This is a genomic window from Thermosynechococcus sp. PKX95, from assembly GCF_031583295.1.
Taxonomy (GTDB): Bacteria; Cyanobacteriota; Cyanobacteriia; order Thermosynechococcales; family Thermosynechococcaceae; genus Thermosynechococcus.
Map to the genome: position 1 here is coordinate 1,139,490 of NZ_CP134171.1, position 19,046 is coordinate 1,158,535.

Sequence of the window (19,046 nt, forward strand, 5' to 3'; positions counted from 1 at the left end):
TCTATGGCTCACCTCAACGCCCTGATTTTTGACGTGGATGGCACCTTGGCGGACACTGAGCGGGATGGCCATCGCATTGCCTTCAATAAAGCCTTTGCTGCGGCAGGCCTAGATTGGGAGTGGGATATTCCCCTCTATGGTCAACTGCTGGCGGTGGCGGGGGGTAAGGAGCGCATGAAGTATTACCTTGATTGCTTTCGTCCCGATTGGCCACGTCCCCAAAATTTGGATGCCCTGATTGCCGACCTGCACAAGGCGAAGACCCGCTACTATACGGAGCTATTGGCAGAAGGGGCGATTCCCCTGCGGCCGGGGGTGAAACGGCTGCTCACTGAAGCCCGTGAAGCAGGATTACGTTTGGCGATCGCCACCACAACCACCCCTGCCAATGTCACCGCACTCCTTGAAAATGCCCTTGCTGCTGATGGCGTCAGTTGGTTTGAGGTGATTGCCGCTGGGGATGTGGTGCCCGCCAAGAAACCTGCGCCCGATATTTACTTCTACACCCTTGAAAGAATGCGCCTCTCGCCCCAAGAGTGCCTTGCCTTTGAGGATTCCGCCAATGGGATTCAGGCAGCCACCGCCAGTCGCCTAGCGACCATTATCACGATCACCGACTACACCAAGGATCATGATTTTCGGGATGCAGCGCTTGTCTTGGATTGCTTAGGGGAACCCGACTACCCCTTTCAAGTGATTCGCGGTGAAGTGGGCTGGACCACCTATGTGGATGTGCCCCTATTGCGATCGCTCCACCAACAGTGGACAAGTACGTTGAGTCACCGATGATTTTCTGGCCACAGCGTTTTACAGTGAAGAATATACGAACCTAGCCTGAGTGATTAAAGAACGCAATGTACACGATTGATTTAATTCTGCGTCATGTCCCCATGCCCGTGAGCATTGAACGCAAGGAAAGTGCCGCAGCGACAGCAGTCTATCAGCAAATTCAGCAGGCGATGGCCAGTGGCACCCCGACTGTCCTCGAACTGACGTGCGATCGCCAAGTGGGCAAGAAGTTAACTGTCCTCACCTCAGAAATTGTGGCCGTACAGATGGCCGATAAGGATGCCCCCTCCAGTGTCGCCAGCCGGGGGGGATTCTTTGCTCAGTTGGTGCAGCAAACCAGCAATTAAGTAAAAATCTCTCAATAAAGTTTAGTTTTTCTTCGCAATGGTGAGTCTTTGCCGTTAGGATACTAAGCAGACTGATCCGTAGGGGAACGTTGAGCGAATCCTCCCCGTCTGAAAGTCAGGTATCTGTGGTGTGTCGTAATAGGGTTGTCTATGGTGAAGCGTTTCCTACCGGTTCTGATTCTGTTGGGGTGTAGTCTTGGTCTTGTGACCCCTGCCCTTGTGCGAGCCCAAGTCAATCAGGGTTTTACCTTCACTTGGGGAGATGGTCCCAGTGGACGGCAGCAACTCCAGTACCATTTAGAAAACGGTACGCCCGGCTTTATGGGCGATCGCTACTGGCTGCGCTTGGGTGAACAAAAAGTCGCGATTAATCGCATTAACATTACTTATCCCGATTACTACAACGGCATTATTGATCCTAGGGGTATCGAGGTACGGGTGGGGGGCGATCGCGGGAATCGCTTTTTTCAATTCCGCCGTAATCTTGGCCAAAAAATTGAACTAGCGGAGGTGTCCCTTGACCGCGATAACCGCGTCATTGACATCGTACCCGCAGAGGTCATTCCCGCAGGCACGCCCGTGCAAGTGATCCTCAACAATGTGCGCAATCCCAATCATGGCGGGATGTACTACTTCAATGCGCGCATTGGCTCCCCCGGCGATATTCCCCTGATGCGTTATATCGGGACTTGGATTCTGAGTATTGCCAATAACTAAGCCAATAACTCACTGGAACTCAATTTGCCAATTTGCGAACTGGTTCGCCATCCCTAGCCAGATTGGGGCGATCGCCCGAGGCTAGTCTTTGTGTGTCACAGCCGGTTCACTCTTCACGCCTGATGCTAGATTCTGTCAAGTCTTCATTCCCCCACATTTCGCCTCTCCTCACTCCCCTGATGTACCGTCTGGTGGGGGATATTGTCCTGCGGCGCTATTTTCGTACCCTTGAGGTGCAAGGGCAGGAGCAGATACCCAAAAGGGGGCCCGTGATCTTGGCACCCACCCATCGTTCCCGTTGGGATGCGCTCATTATTCCCTATGTGACGGGACGGCGGGTGAGTGGACGCGACCTCTACTACATGGTCTCCCACGATGAAATGCTGGGACTGCAAGGCTGGGCAATTGGTCAGTGTGGTGGTTTTCCCGTCAATACCCAAGCGCCTTCGGTGAGTGCCTTGCGGACAGGTGTGGAACTTCTGCGGCAGGGACAGGCCTTGGTGGTCTTTCCTGAGGGCAATATCTTTCGCGATCGCCAGATTCATCCCCTAAAGCCGGGCTTGGCGCGTTTAGCCCTTCAGGCAGCTCAGCGCTGTCAAGAAGCGATCCAGATTCTGCCGATTTTACTCGATTATGCTCAGCCCTATCCGCAGTGGGGAAGCGAGGTCAAGGTGATCATTGGTGCTCCCTTGAGTACGGGCAATTACAATGTTACCCACCCCAAAAGTGCTGCCCAAGAACTGACGAGTGATCTTTTGAGGGCACTGCAGCAGCTTCAAGAGGGGCGATCGCTCCTGTGTTTGGCTTGAATCCCTCTAAGAATCCGTAGGCACAATTAGCGCTTCAAATTGCTGGCGAATCTGGTCAGTGACTTCCTTAACGGCCTGTCGTGCCCCTTGGCGATCGCGACGATACAGCGGCCAATAGCTCTCTAAATTGAGGGGGTCTCCGACACTGAGGCGCACCTGCCGCAAGCCCACCAAGCGATTCACATTGGGGCTTTTTCCCTCTAACCAATCAAACGTCCGCCAGAGGATCAGTGCCACATCGGCAAAGCGATCAATCGTGAATTTCTCACGGATATAGCTACCCGTAATCGAGGTAAATCGCTCCGCAAGACGCATATGACGTAATCGCACATTGGCTTCCTCGGCCAACCAATCGGCTAAACAGCGCTCTACGGCAGACAGTTGTGCCAAATCACCGCGAAACATCCGTTCCCAAGCGGCCTGTTCAATCCGTCGGCAGCGACTCACAAAATCTTCACTGGCCTTAAGACCAAAGTAGGACTCTGCCACTACAAGGGCACTGTTGAGGAGTCGCTGAATCCGTGCTGCCAATTCGGCATTGGGGGAGTCAAAGGGGGGCAGTTCGGGAAAATCTTGGCGGTAGGACGTGGCATAAAAGGTCTCTAGGCGATCCAGCAGGTGCATCGCTAAATTGAGCAGGCGGCGGTAGAGGTCCTGCGGTTCGGTACTCTGAGAATTGGTGGGGCAGCCAAGGCGGTTCTCCAGTTGTGCCATCAGCATGGCCATGCGTTCCCAAGAGGGCTGACTGAGGCTGTACTGAATGCCAACGGGGAGAATGACCACAGGGAGCGATCGCCCCGCCTTCGTCAAATCTTCCAGACACCAAAATCCCAGTTGTGCCACGCCCGGCTCTAAAGGTGCGACCAGTTCATTGTGTTCATTCGTTGCCCCCTCCGGCGCTGCTGCTAGGGGAAATCGTCCCTCCAAGAGTAACTCCCGTGCCGATCGCAGGGCTTGGCTATCGAGCTTGCCGCGCATGATGGAAATCCCCCCCAACCGTGAGAAGAGCCAACCAATTTGCTCCCCTGCCCAGAGGGGAATCCCGCGATCGTAGAGAAAATAACCATTCGTGGGGTGACGCAAGCGAATGCCCAGCCGCCGTGCTGTTTGCGGCAATAGATGCCACATCAAATAGCCCATCACCAAAGGATCATCCGTACAAGGATGGCGAAAGGCAATGAGGAGCCGCACCTGTCCCCGCTGAAACTGCTCGTAATAACGGGCAAGGGTCTCGACATTCACCCCTTCCACCCGATTGAGACCAAGGCCGTAGCGGATGTAAAAGGGCAGGAGCCGTGCCGCCGTCCACCAAACTGGATAGCTAAACCGCTGGGGGAGAAAATGCAACGGGGGTTGGGCAGTCGCAACCACACTGGACATGACGCAAACTCCTCAGAAACAAGGGTTTAGACTGAGGCAGTGGCCAACTCCGCAATCAACTGTTCCAACATCGGCTGATCCGCCCAATAGACAGCATTACAGAACTGACAGGTGGCTTCCGCCTTCGCCTCTGTGGCTAGAATATCCTTTAATTCTGCCTCCCCTAGGAGCTTGAGTGCCGCTAGCATCCGTTCATGGGAACAGCCACAGTGGAAGCGCACCATTTGCCGTTGGGGCAAGAGTTGCAAGTCCATATCCCCAAGGAGTTCCTGAAAGATATCTGGCAGTGTCCGCCCCGCCTGTAGCAGGGGTGTAAAGCCCTTGAGATTGGCCACCCGTTCTTCAAGGGTGGCGATCAGGTGTTCATCATTGGCAGCTTTGGGTAGCACCTGTAACATCAACCCACCGGCGGCAGTCACCCCGGCCTCTTCAACAAAAACGCCTAACATCAGGGCTGAGGGGGTTTGCTCTGAAGTGGCGAGGTAGTAGGTGACATCTTCGGCAATTTCCCCGGAGACAAGCTCCACCGTACTGGAATAGGGATAGCCGTAGCCAAGATCGTGGATGACGTAGAGATACCCCTGACGCCCCACTGCCGCACCCACGTCCAGTTTGCCCTTGGCATTGGGGGGCAGTTCAACACTGGGATACTGCACATAGCCGCGAACCGTGCCATCGGCACCCGCATCCGCGAAAACCGTTCCTAGGGGGCCATTGCCTTGAATGCGCACATTCACCCGTGCTTGGGGCTGTTTGAAACTAGAGGCGAGAATTAAGCCAGCGGCCATGGTTCGTCCCAAAGCAGCCGTGGCAACGTAGGAGAGTTGGTGGCGTTGGCGGGCTTCATCGGTGAGTTGAGTGGTAATGACGCCCACGGCACGGATGCCTTCAGCCGCAGCCGTTGCTCGCAACAGAAAATCTGCCATGATTAGCCTAAAGAAATGTTTCGTTACACTTAGTTTATCTCCTTTCAATTGACCCCAAGGGCAGCCACCTGACGGGCAACATTTGGGAGACCCCTAGCAAGAACATCAGGAAATTGGCGATGATAGGCAAACAATCGTGATGCAGCGTCCAGTGATTGCGCCTATGGCCATGTCCTTAACTGTTTTGTCGGCGGCAACTGTCTTGGCAGAAGCAACAGAATTGCCTGAAGGGGGTCTGATTACGGAGATTCCGACGCTGGCGATCGCCCACCGCTTAGCACACCACCTCCGCCACCACTGGCCTTTAGAGACACCCTTGACACTCATTGACGCCCAACACCAGAGCACACTCCTCACCCTTGGCGAATTGGCAGAACTAACAGAGGCCACCTGCCCGCTACAACTGTATCTGCCACCCCCCCTACCAGAGGCACTGATTCAGTTTCAACGCTTGATTGACGTGGTTCGAGAACTGCGCCATCCTGAGCGAGGCTGCCCTTGGGATTTGCAGCAAACACCCACTACCCTCATTCCCTACGTTCTTGAGGAGGCCTATGAAGTTGTCCATGCCCTTCAAGAGGGAGACACCGGGGCGATCGCCGAAGAATTGGGAGACCTGTTGCTGCAAGTCGTGCTCCAGAGTCAACTGGCTCAAGAAGCCGATCAATTTACCCTCGCCCAAGTTATTCAAGGGATTACCGATAAGCTGATCCGCCGCCATCCCCATGTCTTTGGTGAAGTGGCACTCACCACTGCGCAAGAGGTGCGCGATCAATGGGAGCAAATCAAAGCGGCTGAAAAAGGGACTGAAGACCGCCTCCCCCTGAGTCAAAAGCTGCAACGCTATGCCCGTACCCTGCCCCCCCTGATGGCGGGTATGAAAATTGGTGAGCGAGCCAGTCGCGCTGGCCTAGATTGGCCAACCATTAGCGGTGCATGGGAGAAATTTTACGAGGAGCTGGCGGAGTTTCAGGAGGCGCTTCTACAAGGGAATGCCGAGCAACAGGCTGCGGAATTGGGAGACCTGCTCTTTAGTGTGATTAACCTTGCCCGCTGGTGCCAACTAGATCCTGTGAATGCCCTGCAACAAACCTACCAACGCTTTATCCAACGCTTGGAGTGTATTGAGGCGGCCATCGATCGCCCCCTTGAAACTTACACCCTAGAAGAACTGGAAGCCCTATGGCAACAGGCCAAGGTACAGTTAGCCGCAGACAACCGAACCGAAGTGCCACCGGAGACCAAACCCGAAGAGGCCTAATCCATGGCTGCCATTTCCACTTTCAGTTCATCGAGATTCCACAGGGCACCCCCCAGCGCCGTGGGATTCGCGCCCACCACATGATTGCGAAAAGCCGTGAGGGAGAGGGGATTCACCAAGTAGATAAAGGGGAGATATTCCTGAGCCAGCCGCTGGGCTTCGGCGTAGATTTGCTTGCGGCGTTCTAGATTGAGTTCCTGTGCTCCCTGCACATAGAGATCACTAATGCGCTGCTCCCAGTCGGCCACCACTCGACCCGTGATCGGCGGTTGGTTGGGTGCCGGTTGCTGATTGAACGTATGCAAAAGGCCATCCACGCGCCAGATATTGGCACCGCTATTGGGTTCATTGCCACCCCCCGTAAAACCGAGGATATGGGCTTCCCACTCTAGGGAATTGGAGAGACGATCCACGAGGGTGCCAAAGGCCAAAAATTGCAGATCCACCTGCATGCCGATCGCCCCCAAGTCCTGCTGAATTTGTGTCGCTATCGCCTCACGGATTTTGTTGCCCGCATTGGTAATCAGTGAAAAGCGGACGCGGTTCCCTTGAGCGTCAAAGAGGCGACCTTGATTGTCGTAGCGGAAGCCTGCCTCTTGCAGTAATGCCTTGGCTTTGGCCACATCGTAACGGTAGGTGGGCAGTCCCTGCTCTGGGGAGAAGTAAAAGGGGCTTTGTACGGGAATCGTTGAGTGTTGGGGCGCCCCTAGGCCTTGGTAGATGTTGTTAATCATCCGCTGGCGATCGAGGGCATAGGCCACTGCCTGACGGAACCGCACATCGTTAAACCACTCGGACTTCACGGGATCCACAAGGGGCTTGCCATTGCGGCGACCGCGATTGAGATTAAAGGAAAGGAAAAGGGTATTGGGACTCGGCCCACTGTTGTAGATGCGAAACTGGCCGCGCTTTTCCTCGCGTTTCAAAAGAGCAAACATCTCAGGGGTAACGGCAAATAGATCCAGACCGCCCGAGCGAAATTGCAGCATGGCGGTGTCGGTGGATTCCACAATTTGCCAAATAAAGCGTTCCAGATGGGGCAGGGGCGATCGCCAGTAGAAGGGATTGCGCCGAAAAATCAACCGCTGGCTATTCACATAGCGATCCATGACAAAAGGGCCATTCCCCACAATCTGCCGTGGATCCGTATCAGTTCCCCACATGGACAAAAACTTCAACCGCCCTTGGCTATCCCGTTCTCGTACCGCTTGCCGCAGCAGATGGGCGGGTAAAATCGGCAAGCCAGTATTGCGTAAAAACGGCGCAAAGGGTTCAGGGAGCTTAAACGTCACTTGGCGATCGCCTTGGGCGGTCACTTCGGGCAGCAGCCCCTTCTGGCCAATACGGAGAATATCGCGGCTACTGGTGGGAATCTCAGGATTGAAATAGATCTCATTGTAGGTGAAGACCACATCCTCACTGGTGAGGGGCATCCCATCCGACCATTTCAGATTCGGCTTGAGTTGAAAGACAATCTCGAGGGTTTCAGGCTTAATTTGCCAAGATTCAGCGAGGGCTGGCTCCAGCTCACCCGTGAGGCCATTTTCTTGAATTAACCCTGTATAAAGGTAGCTAAAGACATTGGGGGACTCTTGGCTCAGGGCATAGTTAAAGGTTTTTGGGTCTGAGGTGACGGCGGTCACCAATTGGTTGCCACGCGGCGTAATTAGGCCAGCACAGCTTCCGAGGCTGAGGGTGCATAGACAAACCAGTAGCGCAATTAGAGGCCATCGCCACCCGCGCATCAGCCGCCACCGACAATCGTGACAATTTCCAAGCGATCGCCCGCCTGCACATAGGTGGTTTCCCAAAACTGCCGATGTAAAATCTCACCATTGTATTCAATGGCAACAAGGCGGGGGTGAATGTTGAGCAAGTCACAGAGTTCTGGAATCGAGAGCGATCGCCTCAGGGTGCAAGGAGTGCCATTGACATGGATGACGATCGCTGGCTCAACAGGAACCATAGCAGTAGGGGCGTATCCAGCTTAGAGGAACTGGGCAAGGGTTGCTTCAATTTTGGTTTTGGGTACTGCACCCACCAAAATATCCACCTTTTGACCGCCCTTGAAAATCATCAGTGTTGGGATACTGCGAATACCGTAGTCGGTGGCCACCTTAGAGTTTTCGTCGGTATTCACCTTGACAACCTTGACCCTGCCCTGATACTCATTGGCAATTTCGTCAACAACGGGAGCCACCATGCGACAAGGTCCACACCAAGGCGCCCAAAAGTCCACCAGTACAGGAATATCACTATTTAATACTTCTTCTTCAAAGGTGGCATCTGTAACGGACAATGCACTGGACATAAACAGAACCCTTATAACGAATCTGTAGCCTTAAAAATATACTCTAGCAACCTTTAGACCAATCTTGGGCTTTAGATTATTTTTTGATACCCTAGGCAGTCTAGCTCGCGGCTAGGTTTGATTTGCAGTATATCACGTCGCCCTCGGCATACAGGAGACTATCGGCGTATAATAGGATTGCCGTTTCCTATCCAGAGGATGTCAACTATGGCAACAAAATCTGCAAAACCCACCTACGCTTTCCGTACCTTTTGGGCTGTGCTGCTGTTGGCCATTAACTTCTTGGTTGCCGCCTACTACTTTGGCATCCTCAAGTGACGCTCATCCCGCTAGTGAAAGTCCCTGCGGGTGCGGGCAATCTGTTCATGCAGCTTTGCCACTTTCTGTTGGATCTTCTTCCAGTTGGCTGACCCAATCTGTTTCCGCTTCAGTCTGCGTTGCAGCAATTGAAGCTTGCGTAAGCATCGAGGGGGCACCCTAGCCCCCCATTACTGGTAATCACTTCAACTCACGGCCAAAGGGCAGTAATCCTAAAATCATCAGCTTGAAATGCTGCTGCGCAAAGGGCAGGCCAATAATCGTCACCGCCAAGAGCAACCCCCAAAAGAGGTGATTGAGGGCAATGCCCCAGCCCACAACCAAAAGCCACAGGATATTAAAGATCATCGTTAGGGTGCTGTTGGCATCGGGCGCTTCAACAATTTGCTTTCCAAAGGGCAATAGAGCACTCCAACCCAGTTGAATCGCTTTAATCCCAAAGGGAATGCCAATGATCGTCAGGCACAGCGTCACACCGCCCAGCATATAGCCAATGCCCGTCAGGAAGCCGCCAAAGATTAGCCAAATGATATTGCCCAGAAGACTCATGATCCGCTGCTCCAAACATTACCTAAGCCTAGCCTAGCAAGTAGCCAGTCGAGGAATTCTGCATAGGCAATCTGAGTCTGGAACCATGACGGTGGCAGTTGTCCAAAATAGGTCATCGCGAGGATTAGGGTGAGAATCGTTGTTAAAACTGCAAAAACAGTATTTTTGAGCAGGTTTTGGGGAACGCGATCTTGGCGATAACGGGTAATGGCCTCACGAATGCGCTGGGCGAGTTCAATCGCTATTTCTTCTTGCGTTTCTAGGCGATCGCCCACATCGGCTTTTGTAATGGTGACGAGCGGGCGGTTGTCTTGAACCACGCTGACATTGTCGCGATCGCCCACTCTTTTGATGGTAATGCTCTCAACGGGAATATCTTCATCCTCTGCCACTTGCAGGATACGGCGTTGAATCGCTGCCGCCCGTTCCTCGGGGGTAAAGGAGCCAATGCCTTCACGCACCTCAAACAAAACTTCGCCATCGAGGATCACTAGGTATTCCTGAATCTCAGCCGCCGCTGGGGGTACTTGGGCATCTTGCGCCATTGAAGGCCACTGTGCCTGCCCCACCACCAGTAAAAAAGCGTGTCCAAAAGCGTGGCTTTGTCATAGATGGCGGGGATGCAGGCAGTTCATTCTCCATTTTTGGGTGAAATCCTTGCCTGCCGCTGCTTTAGCGAAGATCCTTAACAATTGGTCGCTAGGTACTCTGCCAGTGCCTCCGAACCGCCAATGTATTGGCCGTCAATAAAGACTTGAGGAACCGTTGTTGCCCCTGTCACTGCTTGGAGCGATCGCAGGCTAGCCCCCTCACCGATGACAATCTCATCGTAGTGAATGCCCTTTTGCGCCAGCATGGTTTTGGCGTTGGCGCAGTAGGGACAGCCCCGCTTTGTAAAGAGAGAAACACATTGCCGCTTGTAGCTGGGGTTGAGGTAGCAGAGCATCGTTTCCGCATCCGAGACCTTAAAGGGGTCGCCGGGTTCTTCGGGTTCAATGAACATTTTCTCGATGACGCCATCCTTCACCAACATTGAATAACGCCAAGAGCGCTTGCCAAAGCCAAGGTCTTCCTTATCAACAAGCATTCCCATGCCGGCGGTAAACTCACCATTACCATCGGGAATGAGGCGCACATTCTCGGCTTGCTGGGTTTTGCCCCACTCATTCATGACAAAGGCATCATTCACGGAAATGCAGAGGATATCATCCACGCCACAGTTACGAAATAGGGGTGCTAATTCGTTGTAGCCGGGGAGATGGGTTGAAGAACAGGTAGGGGTGAAAGCGCCCGGCAAAGCAAACACAACAACGGTTTTGCCATTGAACAAATCATTGGTAGTCACATTGACCCATTGATCGCCTTCACGGGTGCGAAAGGTGACTTCGGGAACACGTTGCCCTTCACGGTTGGGTAGCATGGTGGAGTCCTCTACATAACCTTACTTCCTAAAGTGTAATCGTTATGACTTTGATTTGTCAAGCGACAATGGCTAGTTTTTGATCTCAGGTGCTCCCCTCTAACCTAGGAAGTGATCTACAGCCTTCTGATATGGTCTCCTGATTGACAGGCTATTTGGAAAACTTTGTGGCTTGACTCAAGTTTGCTATCGTACAGGTAGACTTACTCAGCGTACGATTACGACCACAACCTTTGGCAAGCTTCTGATGGACGAACTGCTTAAAACCAGCCAAGAATTAGCTGAACTGTTCCCTGACGGTGCGATTTTTATTGGCGGAATCGCAGTTTATCTGCATAGCAAATCCCAAGGTCTATTGCATCTTGCTGAAAGCAGTCATGATGGAGACTTCTACATCTCCCTTATTGATTTTGCAGATTTACGAGATTTGGAAGAGATCACACCAAACCGGCGCTTAAATAAGTATCAGCTCATTAAGAATGGATGGGAATTTGATGTCTATGTTGAAAGAAATAATCATCTCGCTATACCCTTTTGTGAGGTCAATGCAGAAAAAATAGTTATTGATAATTTGCCCTGTGCGTGTTTAGAGCATCTATTAATTCTTAAGTTAGATGCTTATTCTGACAGGCTTCATTCATCAAAAGGCGATAAAGATAAGCGAGATATTATTCGCATCTTAAACATGATGAAAAATCCAAGAATTGATATTTTGAAAAACTACTTAAATCAAGAAAAAATAAAACTCATTAAATTGGCAATTAGTGATAATTCAAAGTATCTAGAAATGTGCAAAAACAATTCTCAACAAGCAAGTGCATTACGTAAGTCAACACAGAAAAATAGTCAAATTTTGCTCGATTTAGAAGTATGAGAAAACTATATCGTGTTTTTATACCACCGCCAAAATATGAGAAAAGGTGTTACTCCTATGAAGTGATTTATACACTTGAGGAAATATGTGAAAAAGCGGGCTACAAATTAAAAGTAACAGGATGCCTAACACCGAAAATAATTTTCGCAGAAAAAGAAAATACAATTGCTTTTGATCGAGAGGGAAATCCAATCTATATCGTAGATGTTAGAGGTATTGATTTGTCGAGACCTGAAGGGTGGGAAATGATTTTGGAAACATTAGCCTATGGCTTTATGGATTACGCCACACGAGAAACGGTGCGTCACCTGTCTTGATTGAACTTCATGGGAGCGTTGATGGAGCAGCAAATTGTCCATGCCACAACAGGACGGGTGCGATTTCGGGTGCCGCGTGTGCAGCGAGATTCGGCCTACGGAGAGTTATTGGTGCAGTTGCTGGAGTCTTTGGCCATTGTCGAGCGGGTACGGCTCAATCCCCAAGCGGCAACGGTGGTGGTGGAGTATCAACCCCATTTGCTCCATGAAGCGGCGGTCTATGAAAGTTTGAATCACTGTTTTCAGCAAGCCATGGTGGCCATGCCGCAGCCCTTGCCGGAGAGTGCGGCTCCTGCGGATGCGATCGCCCTTGAAGATTACGAAGCACAAGTCGAGGCCGATGCTCGCCTTGAAACCGATTGGGAACGCTTGGGTCTGCCCTTGGTGGCCTTGGGGGTCTCGCTCCTCAGTGTGCCCTTGGAATTGCCCTTCGCGGTGGTTGGGGCAACGGTCTTGGCCAGTGCTTGGCCGTGGTTTCAGCGGGTGGGGCATCAGATGCGTCAGGGGCATCCCCCGAATGTGGATTTGCTCGATAGCCTCTGGATGGCACTGCATACCGTCAATGGCCAGTTCTTAGCGCCTGCCTTGAAGACTGCCCTAGTGGGGGTACGGGCAGATGTGCGCGATCGCCAGCGACGACAACAGTTGCATCGATATCCCAGTGTCTTGATGGCTCACTACGAACACCTGACGGTGGAACGCCAAGGACATTCCCTGACGATTGAAAGTCAGGAGTTACAAGTGGGAGATCTCCTGTGGCTGCGGCCGGGGGATGTTGTGCCCGTAGATGGCAGTGTTGTTGCTGGATTGGCGGAAGTGGAGCCTGCCCATTTTGAATTCTCGCGACAGGTGTGGGTGTGTCGTCCTGGCGATGCTCTCTATGCCGGCTGTCAAATCCTGACAGGACAAGTCCAGCTGCGGGTGATGCGCACCGGTTGGCAAACGCGCCTTGGTCTCATTACAGATCTGCTACACACTGAACCGGTCTATGACAGTGCCCTTGCCCACCAACAGGGGGAATTTGCGCGCCATGCGGTGCTGCCAACCCTTGCCCTCAGTGGTGCCCTCTGGTTGGCTACGGGAGCCTATGGGCCAGCGATCGCCCCGTTACAATTTGACTTTGGCAGTGGTGTGCAACTGTCGCTGCGGACGGTAATGCTCTCGGCGCAGGTATTTGCTGTGCAACAGGGGATCTATTTACCCACCGCTGGTACTTTAGAGCAACTGGCACAACTAGAGAGCTTGGTGATTGATGCGCGCGCAGGTCTTCCCCAGCCCCAACGGGCACAAATCCTGATTCAGCAATTGCGACACCTTGGCCTTCATATCTATCTGCTGCAAGATCAAGGCTCGCCCCTTGAGGGCACCACCGATCTGACGAGCGATCGCCTCACCGATCTGCAGGCCTACCTCGTGGGTAAGCGGCGGCGGGTGGGTTGGATTAGCTTTGGTGACACCTGCTCCTGTCCTGAAGCCACATGGCTACCGATTCGCTGGCAGCCCCCTACCTTTGCCCCCAATGCCAAAGTGGTCGTTCTCTTGGATGGCGACTGGTCTGCCCTTGGCCGTGGCATGGCCATTGCCCGCGATGCCCTAGAGCGCACCTATCAAAATGTTGCCTTGATTTCTCTACCCAATTTAGCCGTTACCTTTGGCGGCATGTTTTTGGGCTTGCATCCTGTGGTCAATGTCGTTACCAACAACGCCACTGCCTTTATGGCCGAGTTTTGGCATGGAAACTCACCCCAGTTTCGTACCGCCCTATTGCCAAGTACACCAACGACCGTCCCCCTGCAACCGCTGCCCCTAGAATCCCCGCAACTAGCGGTGGCCTTATAGAGCGAGGCTATCCAAGCGTCAATAGCGCTGCTTCAAGAAGGTGAGCAGCGACCAAAGTCCCGTCAACCAACTGGCCATGGCAAGGATCAAGAAAATTCCTCCCGGCAGCATCGTCAGCCAACCGGTTCCTCGCAAGAGGTAGAGAATGAGGAAGACGGTGAAACAAGTACCAAAAACATAATAGGCACGGCGCACGGCAAATTAGGTAATGAAGTGTTATAGTGATCTCGTAATGTAAGGGCATGGGACTTGTCAACAGTGAAACAATTGACGTTGATGGGCTATCCCAACATCACCACTTGGTATCTCGAAATGGGGTTGCGCCAACGGCGAGCAGCCATCCCTGCACTCTCGGTTGTGGATAATTGCGAAGGACCGAGTATGAGCTGATCGGCCTGCAACTGGAGGTTCACACCGTTGTGAACTGGGTCGATCAGAAGTGTTGAGCACGTTCCGCCCTGTTACGGCACTTTAAGTTTTTAGCTATTCAAAATCATGAAACACCCCTCAGCGGGTTAAGCAATGCTATGGTTGGGGTAGTTCCCGCCTGAGCGGCTTCGCCTGCTGTGGAATTAGCTTGCGAGGAACGACCGATGTCTGCATTTGCTACCCCCATTACCCCTGCTCCCATTCCCGATAATATCAGCCTGACAGAACTCATTGATAAATACTTCACCGCCTATAACTCAGCACGGCTACGGGAAATTTGCCAATTGTTGAGCCAACGGGTGTTTCGGCCAGAAGTGACGGTTGGTCTGAGCCTCTCAGGGGCGATGACGCCTGCGGGTTTGGGAATCTCGGCTCTGGCGCCTTTGGTGCGCGCTGGGTTTATTGATTACATCATCAGTACTGGAGCAAACCTCTACCACGATATTCACTATGCCCTCGGCATGGATCTCTATGCGGCGCATCCTTTTGTCGATGATGTGCAACTGCGCAAGGAAAGCAAAATCCGCATCTATGACATTATCTTTGACTACGATGTGCTCCTTGAAACCGATGCGTTTTTGCGGCAAGTGCTGCGCAGTGAAACCTTCCAACGCCGCATGGGCACCGCCGAGTTTCACTATCACCTAGGGCGCTATGTCCGCGAACTGGAAGTGCAGCGGGGACAAACCCATTCCTGTCTCTTGGCCACGGCCTATGAGTGTGGGGTGCCCATTTACACCTCCTCCCCCGGTGATAGCTCCATTGGTATGAATGTGGCGGCGATCGCCCTCGAAGGGTCGAAACTGATCATTGACCCCGCCATTGATGTCAATGAAACCGCTGCGATTGCCTACTTTGCCCGCGAAGCCGCTGAAGGAAATGGTAAGAGCGCCGCTCTCATTATTGGTGGCGGGAGTCCGAAAAACTTCCTGCTGCAAACCCAGCCACAGATCCACGAGGTTTTGGGATTAGAGGAACGGGGGCACGATTACTTTATTCAGATTACCGATGCGCGGCCGGATACGGGTGGCCTCTCGGGCGCTGTGCCCAGTGAAGCCGTCAGTTGGGGCAAGGTGGATCCCCAAGGGTTGCGGGATACCGTGGTCTGCTACACCGATAGCACGATCGCTCTTCCCATCCTTACCGCCTACTGCCTCAATCGCTGTCAACCCCGTCCCCTCAAACGCCTCTACGATCGCCGAGGCGAAATGGTCGAACGCCTCCAACAGCTCTACCTGCAAGCGCAACTTCAGCACAAGGTGAAAGACCTGCCCCCTGCAGCACCTGTAGCCACCTATCCCTGTGGTACGCCGATTCGTCGGGGCTAGTCACAGCGGCGGGGGATCCGCAGGGATCCCTCGAAGGCTCGCGCGAGATTTTCAGGGGTAAAGACCTCACTGGTGCGGCCATAGGCTAGGATGCTGCGGTTCACCAGCACCACCTGATCACAAAAGGTGGTAATCGAGGAGAGATCGTGGGTGGAGATGAGAATCGTGTGCCCCTTCTCCCGCTCCGCCATGAGGAGATCAATAATCAGTTTCTCCGTTTTTACATCCACACCCGCAAAGGGTTCATCCAAGAGCAACACCTGTGCTTCTTGGGCAAAGGCGCGGGCAAGGAACATTCGCTTCTTTTGTCCGCCGGAGAGTTCGCCAATTTGGCGGTGCCGCAAGAGCCACAATTCCACCTGTTCTAGACTTTCCCGTACCCGCTGGCGATCGCGCGCGGTTGGTTGGCGCAGCCAGTTCATTTTGCCATAGCGCCCCATCATCACGACATCCCAAACCCGCAGCGGAAACTGCCAGTCCACATCTTCACTCTGGGGGACATAGGCCACCAAGGACTGCCGTTGTACCTGCTGTCGGGGTAAGCCATGAATGCGCACCTGACCTCGGATCGGCTTGACAAACCCCATGATGGCCTTGAAAAGGGTGGATTTACCCGCCCCATTCATGCCCACCACCCCACAGATCGTGCCGGCGGGCAGTTGCAGCGTTGCCCCATGGAGGGCAAGATGGCGATGATAGGCCACCGTCACATCTTGTAAATCAATGGCAGGGCTAGAAATCATGAGGCTGTCCTCCCGGTGAGACCGCGAATCAGGGTGTGGATGTTGTAGCGCAGGAGCTCAAGATAGGTGGGGGCATTGCCCTCAGGGGACGATAGGGAATCCACATAGAAAATGCCGCCAAATGTGGCGCCAGACTCCCGCGCCACCTGTTGTTGCGGACCGGCATTAACCGTACTTTCGCAAAAGACAGCGGGAATCTGTTGCCGTCGCACAATGTCAATCACCCGTGTCATTTGTCGCGGCGTCCCTTCCTCATCGGCATTCACAGGCCAGAGATACACTTCCTCAAGGTCATAGTCCCGCGCTAGGTAGGAGAAGGCACCTTCACAGGTGACGATGTAGCGTTTGTTGGCGGGGAGGGCTGCTAGGGCTTGACGTAGCTCTTGATCAAGGGCGCGAATTTGGGCTTTATAGGCTGCGGCGTTGGCGGCATAGATCTCCGCGCCAGCAGGATCGAGGTCTGTGAGCGCTTTGCGAATGTTGTCAACATAAATCAGGGCATTTTGGGGTGACATCCAAGCATGGGGGTTGGGTTGTCCGCGGTAGGCATCCTCTTGAATGGGAATGGGGGTAATCCCCTCTGTGAGCGTGACGCGGGGCACATTCGGTAGGCTGTTGTAGAAGCGATCGCCCCAGCGTTCGAGGCCAAGGCCATTTTCTAAAATGAGGGCAGCTTCCTGTCCCCGCACAAGGTCACTAGGAGTGAATTCATAGCCGTGGACTTCCGCTCCCGCTTTAATGAGTGACTCCACCCGCAGGCGATCGCCCGCCACCTGCTGCGCCATATCCGCAAGGACTGTAAACGTGGTCAGCACCAAGGGGCGTTCATCCCGGTCGGTTTGCATTTGACCAGTTGTTTCCCGCTGCTCAGGCGCAAGAGCGGCACATCCCCCCACTACGAGTACTCCCACCAATAACCAACTCAGTTGTCGCATTGCATTTTCCATTTTCATAATTCTTTCATAATTCTCAGCCTAACACAGAAGCTTCAAGAAAATGAAATAAAAATGAAAAGCTCCCCCTTGGAGGGCGATCGCCCTGTCCGATACACTGGGGGGAGACGGTCATGGGAAGAAACGGTGAAACGACGCAAACGCTGGCTTGCTGTTTTGGTGATACTGCTCCTCTGGTTGGGAACCTTCCTGCTGCCGCCACTGGCGATCGCGCTGCCTGTTGACCATCCATTAATTGCTGCCCTGCCCCAAGGGAATGCCATTACTGATCCCAAAGCGCTGCTCCGTTGGGCCTTACCGATTGACAATCCAACGGTACGAGAACTGCAAAAGGATCTAGAACAAATCTCTTTTTGGGTGCGGGGCAAACAGTGGTCAAAAATTGCCAGTAACATCAGCAAGGCGAAAGCCATTGTTCGCGATCGCGCCGATGAACTGCTCAAAAGTATCCCTGCCGAGAAACAGGAGGCGGCCAAAACCCTCTTGGCGGAGTTAGAGACCTCCCTCGATACACTTCAGGAAGCCGCCAAAGCCAAAGATCGCAGCCAACTCTTGCCCGCTAAAGCCGCTGCCCTCGACAAAGTGGGGGACTTGGAGGCCATGATGGTACAAAACGTGAGCTATACGCCTCCCAAGGGCTACGAGCACCTGCCGCGATTGCTGGGCCGTGCCACCGTGGAAATGGAAACTACTAAGGGGAACCTGACGATTGTTGTCGATGGTTACAGTGCCCCCCTGACCGCCGGCAACTTTGTGGATTTAGTACAACGCCACTTCTACGATGGCCTCCCCTTTACCCGTGCTGAGGAATCCTATGTGCTGCAAGCAGGGGATCCCCCAGGGCCAGAGGTGGGCTTTATTGATCCAGAAACGAACCAATACCGTGCCATTCCCCTTGAAATTCTGGTGGAGGGCGACAAGTATCCCCTCTATGGCATCACCCTTGAGGATGCGGGTCGTTACCTCGAACATCCTGTGCTGCCGTTTGCTGCCTATGGCACCGTTGCCTTAGCCCGACCCAGTGATGATCCCAATGGTGGTTCCTCGCAGTTTTTCTTTTTGCTCTTTGAACCGGAGTTGACCCCCGCAGGACTGAACCTTTTGGATGGTCGCTATGCCGTCTTTGGCTATGTCGTGGAGGGAGAAGAAACCCTGCGGCAACTGCGCCAAGGGGATAAAATTCTCTCGGCTAAGGTGGTGGATGGCCTTGAAAATCTGGTACAACCGGCGTAGGTTAGGATGTCCAGTATAGACACCGTTGAGAGAGTGCGATGATTGCCAAGGTTGCGCCTGCCCTTTTCCTGCTCCTAGTCAGTACCCCTGCTTGGGCCGCCAATCCAGCCCATTTAGAACAACTGCGGCGCACGGGCAACTGCCCCAACTGTGATCTCAGCTATGCCCGCTTACGGGGGCGGAATCTTCAGGGAGCGGATCTGCGGGGGGCAAACCTCAATGCTGCCAATTTACGCGGTGCCAACCTGAGCAGCGCCAACCTCAGCGGGGCTGTCCTCAATAACGCTGATTTAACGAAGGCCAATCTCACCAATGCCAACCTCAGCGGGGCAAGCCTACTCATCACCCGTTTGGATCGAGCCATTCTCGGGGGGGCAAAGTTAGTGGATGCGATTCTCGGGGGGCGCGATCGCCTAGCACGGGTACGGACATTCCGCGATGCCACCTTGCCCAGTGGGGAAAAGGCCTTCTTTTTAGAAGAACCCAGCCGCCGTCGCTAGCCT

24 protein-coding genes are annotated in these 19,046 nt (G+C 53.4%); 13 read left to right on the forward strand and 11 right to left on the reverse strand.

The window, feature by feature from the left end; all coding sequences use genetic code 11:
- Nucleotides 1-3 precede the first annotated feature (3 nt).
- The 4 genes from RHH81_RS05265 to RHH81_RS05280 all read left to right on the forward strand — a co-directional run bounded on the left by RHH81_RS05265 (nucleotide 4) and on the right by RHH81_RS05280 (nucleotide 2,662).
- A complete protein-coding gene (locus RHH81_RS05265) occupies nucleotides 4-789 on the forward strand; it encodes an HAD family hydrolase (protein WP_206201387.1) in 786 nt (261 codons plus the stop codon).
- Between the two features lie 65 nt (nucleotides 790-854).
- Nucleotides 855-1,136 carry a hypothetical protein gene (locus tag RHH81_RS05270; protein ID WP_206201388.1) on the forward strand — a complete coding sequence of 94 codons (282 nt, stop codon included), beginning with the start codon at nucleotides 855-857 and terminating at the stop codon, nucleotides 1,134-1,136.
- Nucleotides 1,137-1,286: 150 nt separating this feature from the next.
- A complete protein-coding gene (locus tag RHH81_RS05275; protein ID WP_206201389.1) occupies nucleotides 1,287-1,853 on the forward strand; it encodes a DUF2808 domain-containing protein in 567 nt (188 codons plus the stop codon).
- A 122-nt stretch (nucleotides 1,854-1,975) separates the two neighbouring features.
- On the forward strand, nucleotides 1,976-2,662 hold the full coding sequence (locus RHH81_RS05280; protein WP_310743487.1) for a 1-acyl-sn-glycerol-3-phosphate acyltransferase: 687 nt from the start codon (nucleotides 1,976-1,978) through the stop codon (nucleotides 2,660-2,662).
- 6 nt (nucleotides 2,663-2,668) lie between these two features.
- Here RHH81_RS05280 and RHH81_RS05285 read toward each other — a convergent pair whose 3' ends face one another.
- Nucleotides 2,669-4,042: a 1-acyl-sn-glycerol-3-phosphate acyltransferase gene (locus RHH81_RS05285; protein ID WP_206201391.1), complete on the reverse strand. Its 1,374-nt coding sequence runs from the start codon at nucleotides 4,040-4,042 to the stop codon at nucleotides 2,669-2,671.
- A gap of 26 nt (nucleotides 4,043-4,068) precedes the next feature.
- Complete coding sequence (gene hslO, locus RHH81_RS05290) at nucleotides 4,069-4,968, reverse strand: Hsp33 family molecular chaperone HslO (RefSeq protein ID WP_206201392.1); 900 nt, start codon at nucleotides 4,966-4,968, stop codon at nucleotides 4,069-4,071.
- A 139-nt stretch (nucleotides 4,969-5,107) separates the two neighbouring features.
- Between hslO and mazG the strand changes: the two genes are divergently transcribed.
- Complete coding sequence (gene mazG, locus RHH81_RS05295; protein ID WP_310743544.1) at nucleotides 5,108-6,229, forward strand: nucleoside triphosphate pyrophosphohydrolase; 1,122 nt, start codon at nucleotides 5,108-5,110, stop codon at nucleotides 6,227-6,229.
- On the opposite strand, the gene RHH81_RS05300 is transcribed toward mazG, so the two are convergent.
- The 3 genes from RHH81_RS05300 to trxA are packed head-to-tail and all read right to left on the reverse strand — an operon-like array spanning nucleotide 6,226 to nucleotide 8,540.
- A complete protein-coding gene (locus tag RHH81_RS05300) occupies nucleotides 6,226-7,974 on the reverse strand; it encodes an ABC transporter substrate-binding protein (protein ID WP_315863349.1) in 1,749 nt (582 codons plus the stop codon). The two genes, mazG and RHH81_RS05300, sit on opposite strands and share 4 nt — an antisense overlap.
- Nucleotides 7,974-8,195, reverse strand: coding sequence for a sulfur carrier protein ThiS (gene thiS, locus RHH81_RS05305; RefSeq protein WP_206201394.1), 222 nt, complete (start codon nucleotides 8,193-8,195; stop codon nucleotides 7,974-7,976). Before thiS ends, RHH81_RS05300 begins: the two co-directional genes overlap by 1 nt.
- Before the next feature lie 21 nt (nucleotides 8,196-8,216).
- Nucleotides 8,217-8,540, reverse strand: a complete 324-nt coding sequence (trxA, locus tag RHH81_RS05310) for a thioredoxin (RefSeq protein ID WP_149817697.1) — start codon at nucleotides 8,538-8,540, stop codon at nucleotides 8,217-8,219.
- Nucleotides 8,541-8,747: 207 nt separating this feature from the next.
- Here trxA and psaX point away from each other — a divergent pair, with 207 nt between their 5' ends.
- On the forward strand, nucleotides 8,748-8,858 hold the full coding sequence (gene psaX, locus RHH81_RS05315) for a photosystem I protein PsaX (RefSeq protein WP_081711791.1): 111 nt from the start codon (nucleotides 8,748-8,750) through the stop codon (nucleotides 8,856-8,858).
- Nucleotides 8,859-9,038: 180 nt separating this feature from the next.
- Here the strand turns inward: psaX and RHH81_RS05320 are convergent, their stop codons facing one another.
- From RHH81_RS05320 to RHH81_RS05330, 3 genes are all read right to left on the reverse strand, one after another.
- Complete coding sequence (locus RHH81_RS05320) at nucleotides 9,039-9,407, reverse strand: YccF domain-containing protein (RefSeq protein WP_206201395.1); 369 nt, start codon at nucleotides 9,405-9,407, stop codon at nucleotides 9,039-9,041.
- Nucleotides 9,404-9,979, reverse strand: coding sequence for a hypothetical protein (locus RHH81_RS05325; protein ID WP_310743489.1), 576 nt, complete (start codon nucleotides 9,977-9,979; stop codon nucleotides 9,404-9,406). Before RHH81_RS05325 ends, RHH81_RS05320 begins: the two co-directional genes overlap by 4 nt.
- Before the next feature lie 113 nt (nucleotides 9,980-10,092).
- Nucleotides 10,093-10,827, reverse strand: coding sequence for a glutathione peroxidase (locus RHH81_RS05330; RefSeq protein ID WP_302679045.1), 735 nt, complete (start codon nucleotides 10,825-10,827; stop codon nucleotides 10,093-10,095).
- 247 nt (nucleotides 10,828-11,074) lie between these two features.
- Between RHH81_RS05330 and RHH81_RS05335 the strand changes: the two genes are divergently transcribed.
- The 3 genes from RHH81_RS05335 (at nucleotide 11,075) to RHH81_RS05345 (ending at nucleotide 13,857) form a co-directional block, all read left to right on the forward strand.
- Entirely contained in the window at nucleotides 11,075-11,701 is a 627-nt protein-coding gene (locus RHH81_RS05335; RefSeq protein ID WP_310743490.1) for a hypothetical protein, read from the forward strand.
- 62 nt (nucleotides 11,702-11,763) lie between these two features.
- Entirely contained in the window at nucleotides 11,764-12,018 is a 255-nt protein-coding gene (locus RHH81_RS05340; RefSeq protein WP_206201399.1) for a hypothetical protein, read from the forward strand.
- Between the two features lie 21 nt (nucleotides 12,019-12,039).
- Nucleotides 12,040-13,857, forward strand: coding sequence for an HMA2 domain-containing protein (locus tag RHH81_RS05345; protein WP_310438423.1), 1,818 nt, complete (start codon nucleotides 12,040-12,042; stop codon nucleotides 13,855-13,857).
- Between the two features lie 18 nt (nucleotides 13,858-13,875).
- Here RHH81_RS05345 and RHH81_RS05350 read toward each other — a convergent pair whose 3' ends face one another.
- Nucleotides 13,876-14,052 carry a hypothetical protein gene (locus tag RHH81_RS05350; RefSeq protein ID WP_302679048.1) on the reverse strand — a complete coding sequence of 59 codons (177 nt, stop codon included), beginning with the start codon at nucleotides 14,050-14,052 and terminating at the stop codon, nucleotides 13,876-13,878.
- 63 nt (nucleotides 14,053-14,115) lie between these two features.
- On the opposite strand from RHH81_RS05350, the gene RHH81_RS05355 reads away from it, so the two are divergent.
- Complete coding sequence (locus RHH81_RS05355) at nucleotides 14,116-14,247, forward strand: hypothetical protein (protein WP_255451698.1); 132 nt, start codon at nucleotides 14,116-14,118, stop codon at nucleotides 14,245-14,247.
- Nucleotides 14,248-14,450: 203 nt separating this feature from the next.
- Nucleotides 14,451-15,614 (forward strand): homospermidine biosynthesis protein, encoded by a 1,164-nt coding sequence (gene speY / locus RHH81_RS05360; RefSeq protein ID WP_286649814.1) that lies wholly within the window; start codon nucleotides 14,451-14,453, stop codon nucleotides 15,612-15,614.
- Here the strand turns inward: speY and RHH81_RS05365 are convergent.
- Together RHH81_RS05365 and RHH81_RS05370 are read right to left on the reverse strand one after the other, a co-directional pair.
- Entirely contained in the window at nucleotides 15,611-16,357 is a 747-nt protein-coding gene (locus tag RHH81_RS05365) for a metal ABC transporter ATP-binding protein (RefSeq protein ID WP_206201402.1), read from the reverse strand. The two genes, speY and RHH81_RS05365, sit on opposite strands and share 4 nt — an antisense overlap.
- A complete protein-coding gene (locus RHH81_RS05370; RefSeq protein WP_225901664.1) occupies nucleotides 16,354-17,304 on the reverse strand; it encodes a metal ABC transporter substrate-binding protein in 951 nt (316 codons plus the stop codon). Before RHH81_RS05370 ends, RHH81_RS05365 begins: the two co-directional genes overlap by 4 nt.
- 60 nt (nucleotides 17,305-17,364) lie before the next feature.
- Here RHH81_RS05370 and RHH81_RS05375 point away from each other — a divergent pair, with 60 nt between their 5' ends.
- Nucleotides 17,365-18,543, forward strand: a complete 1,179-nt coding sequence (locus tag RHH81_RS05375; protein WP_310743491.1) for a peptidylprolyl isomerase — start codon at nucleotides 17,365-17,367, stop codon at nucleotides 18,541-18,543.
- Between the two features lie 38 nt (nucleotides 18,544-18,581).
- Entirely contained in the window at nucleotides 18,582-19,043 is a 462-nt protein-coding gene (locus tag RHH81_RS05380; protein WP_206201404.1) for a pentapeptide repeat-containing protein, read from the forward strand.
- Nucleotides 19,044-19,046: the final 3 nt, after the last annotated feature.

Bases quoted from the DNA above. Each gene is read 5' to 3' on its own strand.
- RHH81_RS05265 (WP_206201387.1), top strand. From the start codon at position 4: ATGGCTCACCTCAACGCCCTGATTTTTGACGTGGATGGCACCTTGGCG.
- RHH81_RS05270 (WP_206201388.1), top strand. From the start codon at position 855: ATGTACACGATTGATTTAATTCTGCGTCATGTCCCCATGCCCGTGAGC.
- RHH81_RS05275 (WP_206201389.1), top strand. From the start codon at position 1,287: ATGGTGAAGCGTTTCCTACCGGTTCTGATTCTGTTGGGGTGTAGTCTT.
- RHH81_RS05280 (WP_310743487.1), top strand. From the start codon at position 1,976: ATGCTAGATTCTGTCAAGTCTTCATTCCCCCACATTTCGCCTCTCCTC.
- RHH81_RS05285 (WP_206201391.1), bottom strand. From the start codon at position 4,042: ATGTCCAGTGTGGTTGCGACTGCCCAACCCCCGTTGCATTTTCTCCCC.
- hslO (WP_206201392.1), bottom strand. From the start codon at position 4,968: ATGGCAGATTTTCTGTTGCGAGCAACGGCTGCGGCTGAAGGCATCCGT.
- mazG (WP_310743544.1), top strand. From the start codon at position 5,108: ATGCAGCGTCCAGTGATTGCGCCTATGGCCATGTCCTTAACTGTTTTG.
- RHH81_RS05300 (WP_315863349.1), bottom strand. From the start codon at position 7,974: ATGCGCGGGTGGCGATGGCCTCTAATTGCGCTACTGGTTTGTCTATGC.
- thiS (WP_206201394.1), bottom strand. From the start codon at position 8,195: ATGGTTCCTGTTGAGCCAGCGATCGTCATCCATGTCAATGGCACTCCT.
- trxA (WP_149817697.1), bottom strand. From the start codon at position 8,540: ATGTCCAGTGCATTGTCCGTTACAGATGCCACCTTTGAAGAAGAAGTA.
- psaX (WP_081711791.1), top strand. From the start codon at position 8,748: ATGGCAACAAAATCTGCAAAACCCACCTACGCTTTCCGTACCTTTTGG.
- RHH81_RS05320 (WP_206201395.1), bottom strand. From the start codon at position 9,407: ATGAGTCTTCTGGGCAATATCATTTGGCTAATCTTTGGCGGCTTCCTG.
- RHH81_RS05330 (WP_302679045.1), bottom strand. From the start codon at position 10,827: ATGCTACCCAACCGTGAAGGGCAACGTGTTCCCGAAGTCACCTTTCGC.
- RHH81_RS05335 (WP_310743490.1), top strand. From the start codon at position 11,075: ATGGACGAACTGCTTAAAACCAGCCAAGAATTAGCTGAACTGTTCCCT.
- RHH81_RS05345 (WP_310438423.1), top strand. From the start codon at position 12,040: ATGGAGCAGCAAATTGTCCATGCCACAACAGGACGGGTGCGATTTCGG.
- speY (WP_286649814.1), top strand. From the start codon at position 14,451: ATGTCTGCATTTGCTACCCCCATTACCCCTGCTCCCATTCCCGATAAT.
- RHH81_RS05365 (WP_206201402.1), bottom strand. From the start codon at position 16,357: ATGATTTCTAGCCCTGCCATTGATTTACAAGATGTGACGGTGGCCTAT.
- RHH81_RS05370 (WP_225901664.1), bottom strand. From the start codon at position 17,304: ATGGAAAATGCAATGCGACAACTGAGTTGGTTATTGGTGGGAGTACTC.
- RHH81_RS05375 (WP_310743491.1), top strand. From the start codon at position 17,365: ATGAAAAGCTCCCCCTTGGAGGGCGATCGCCCTGTCCGATACACTGGG.
- RHH81_RS05380 (WP_206201404.1), top strand. From the start codon at position 18,582: ATGATTGCCAAGGTTGCGCCTGCCCTTTTCCTGCTCCTAGTCAGTACC.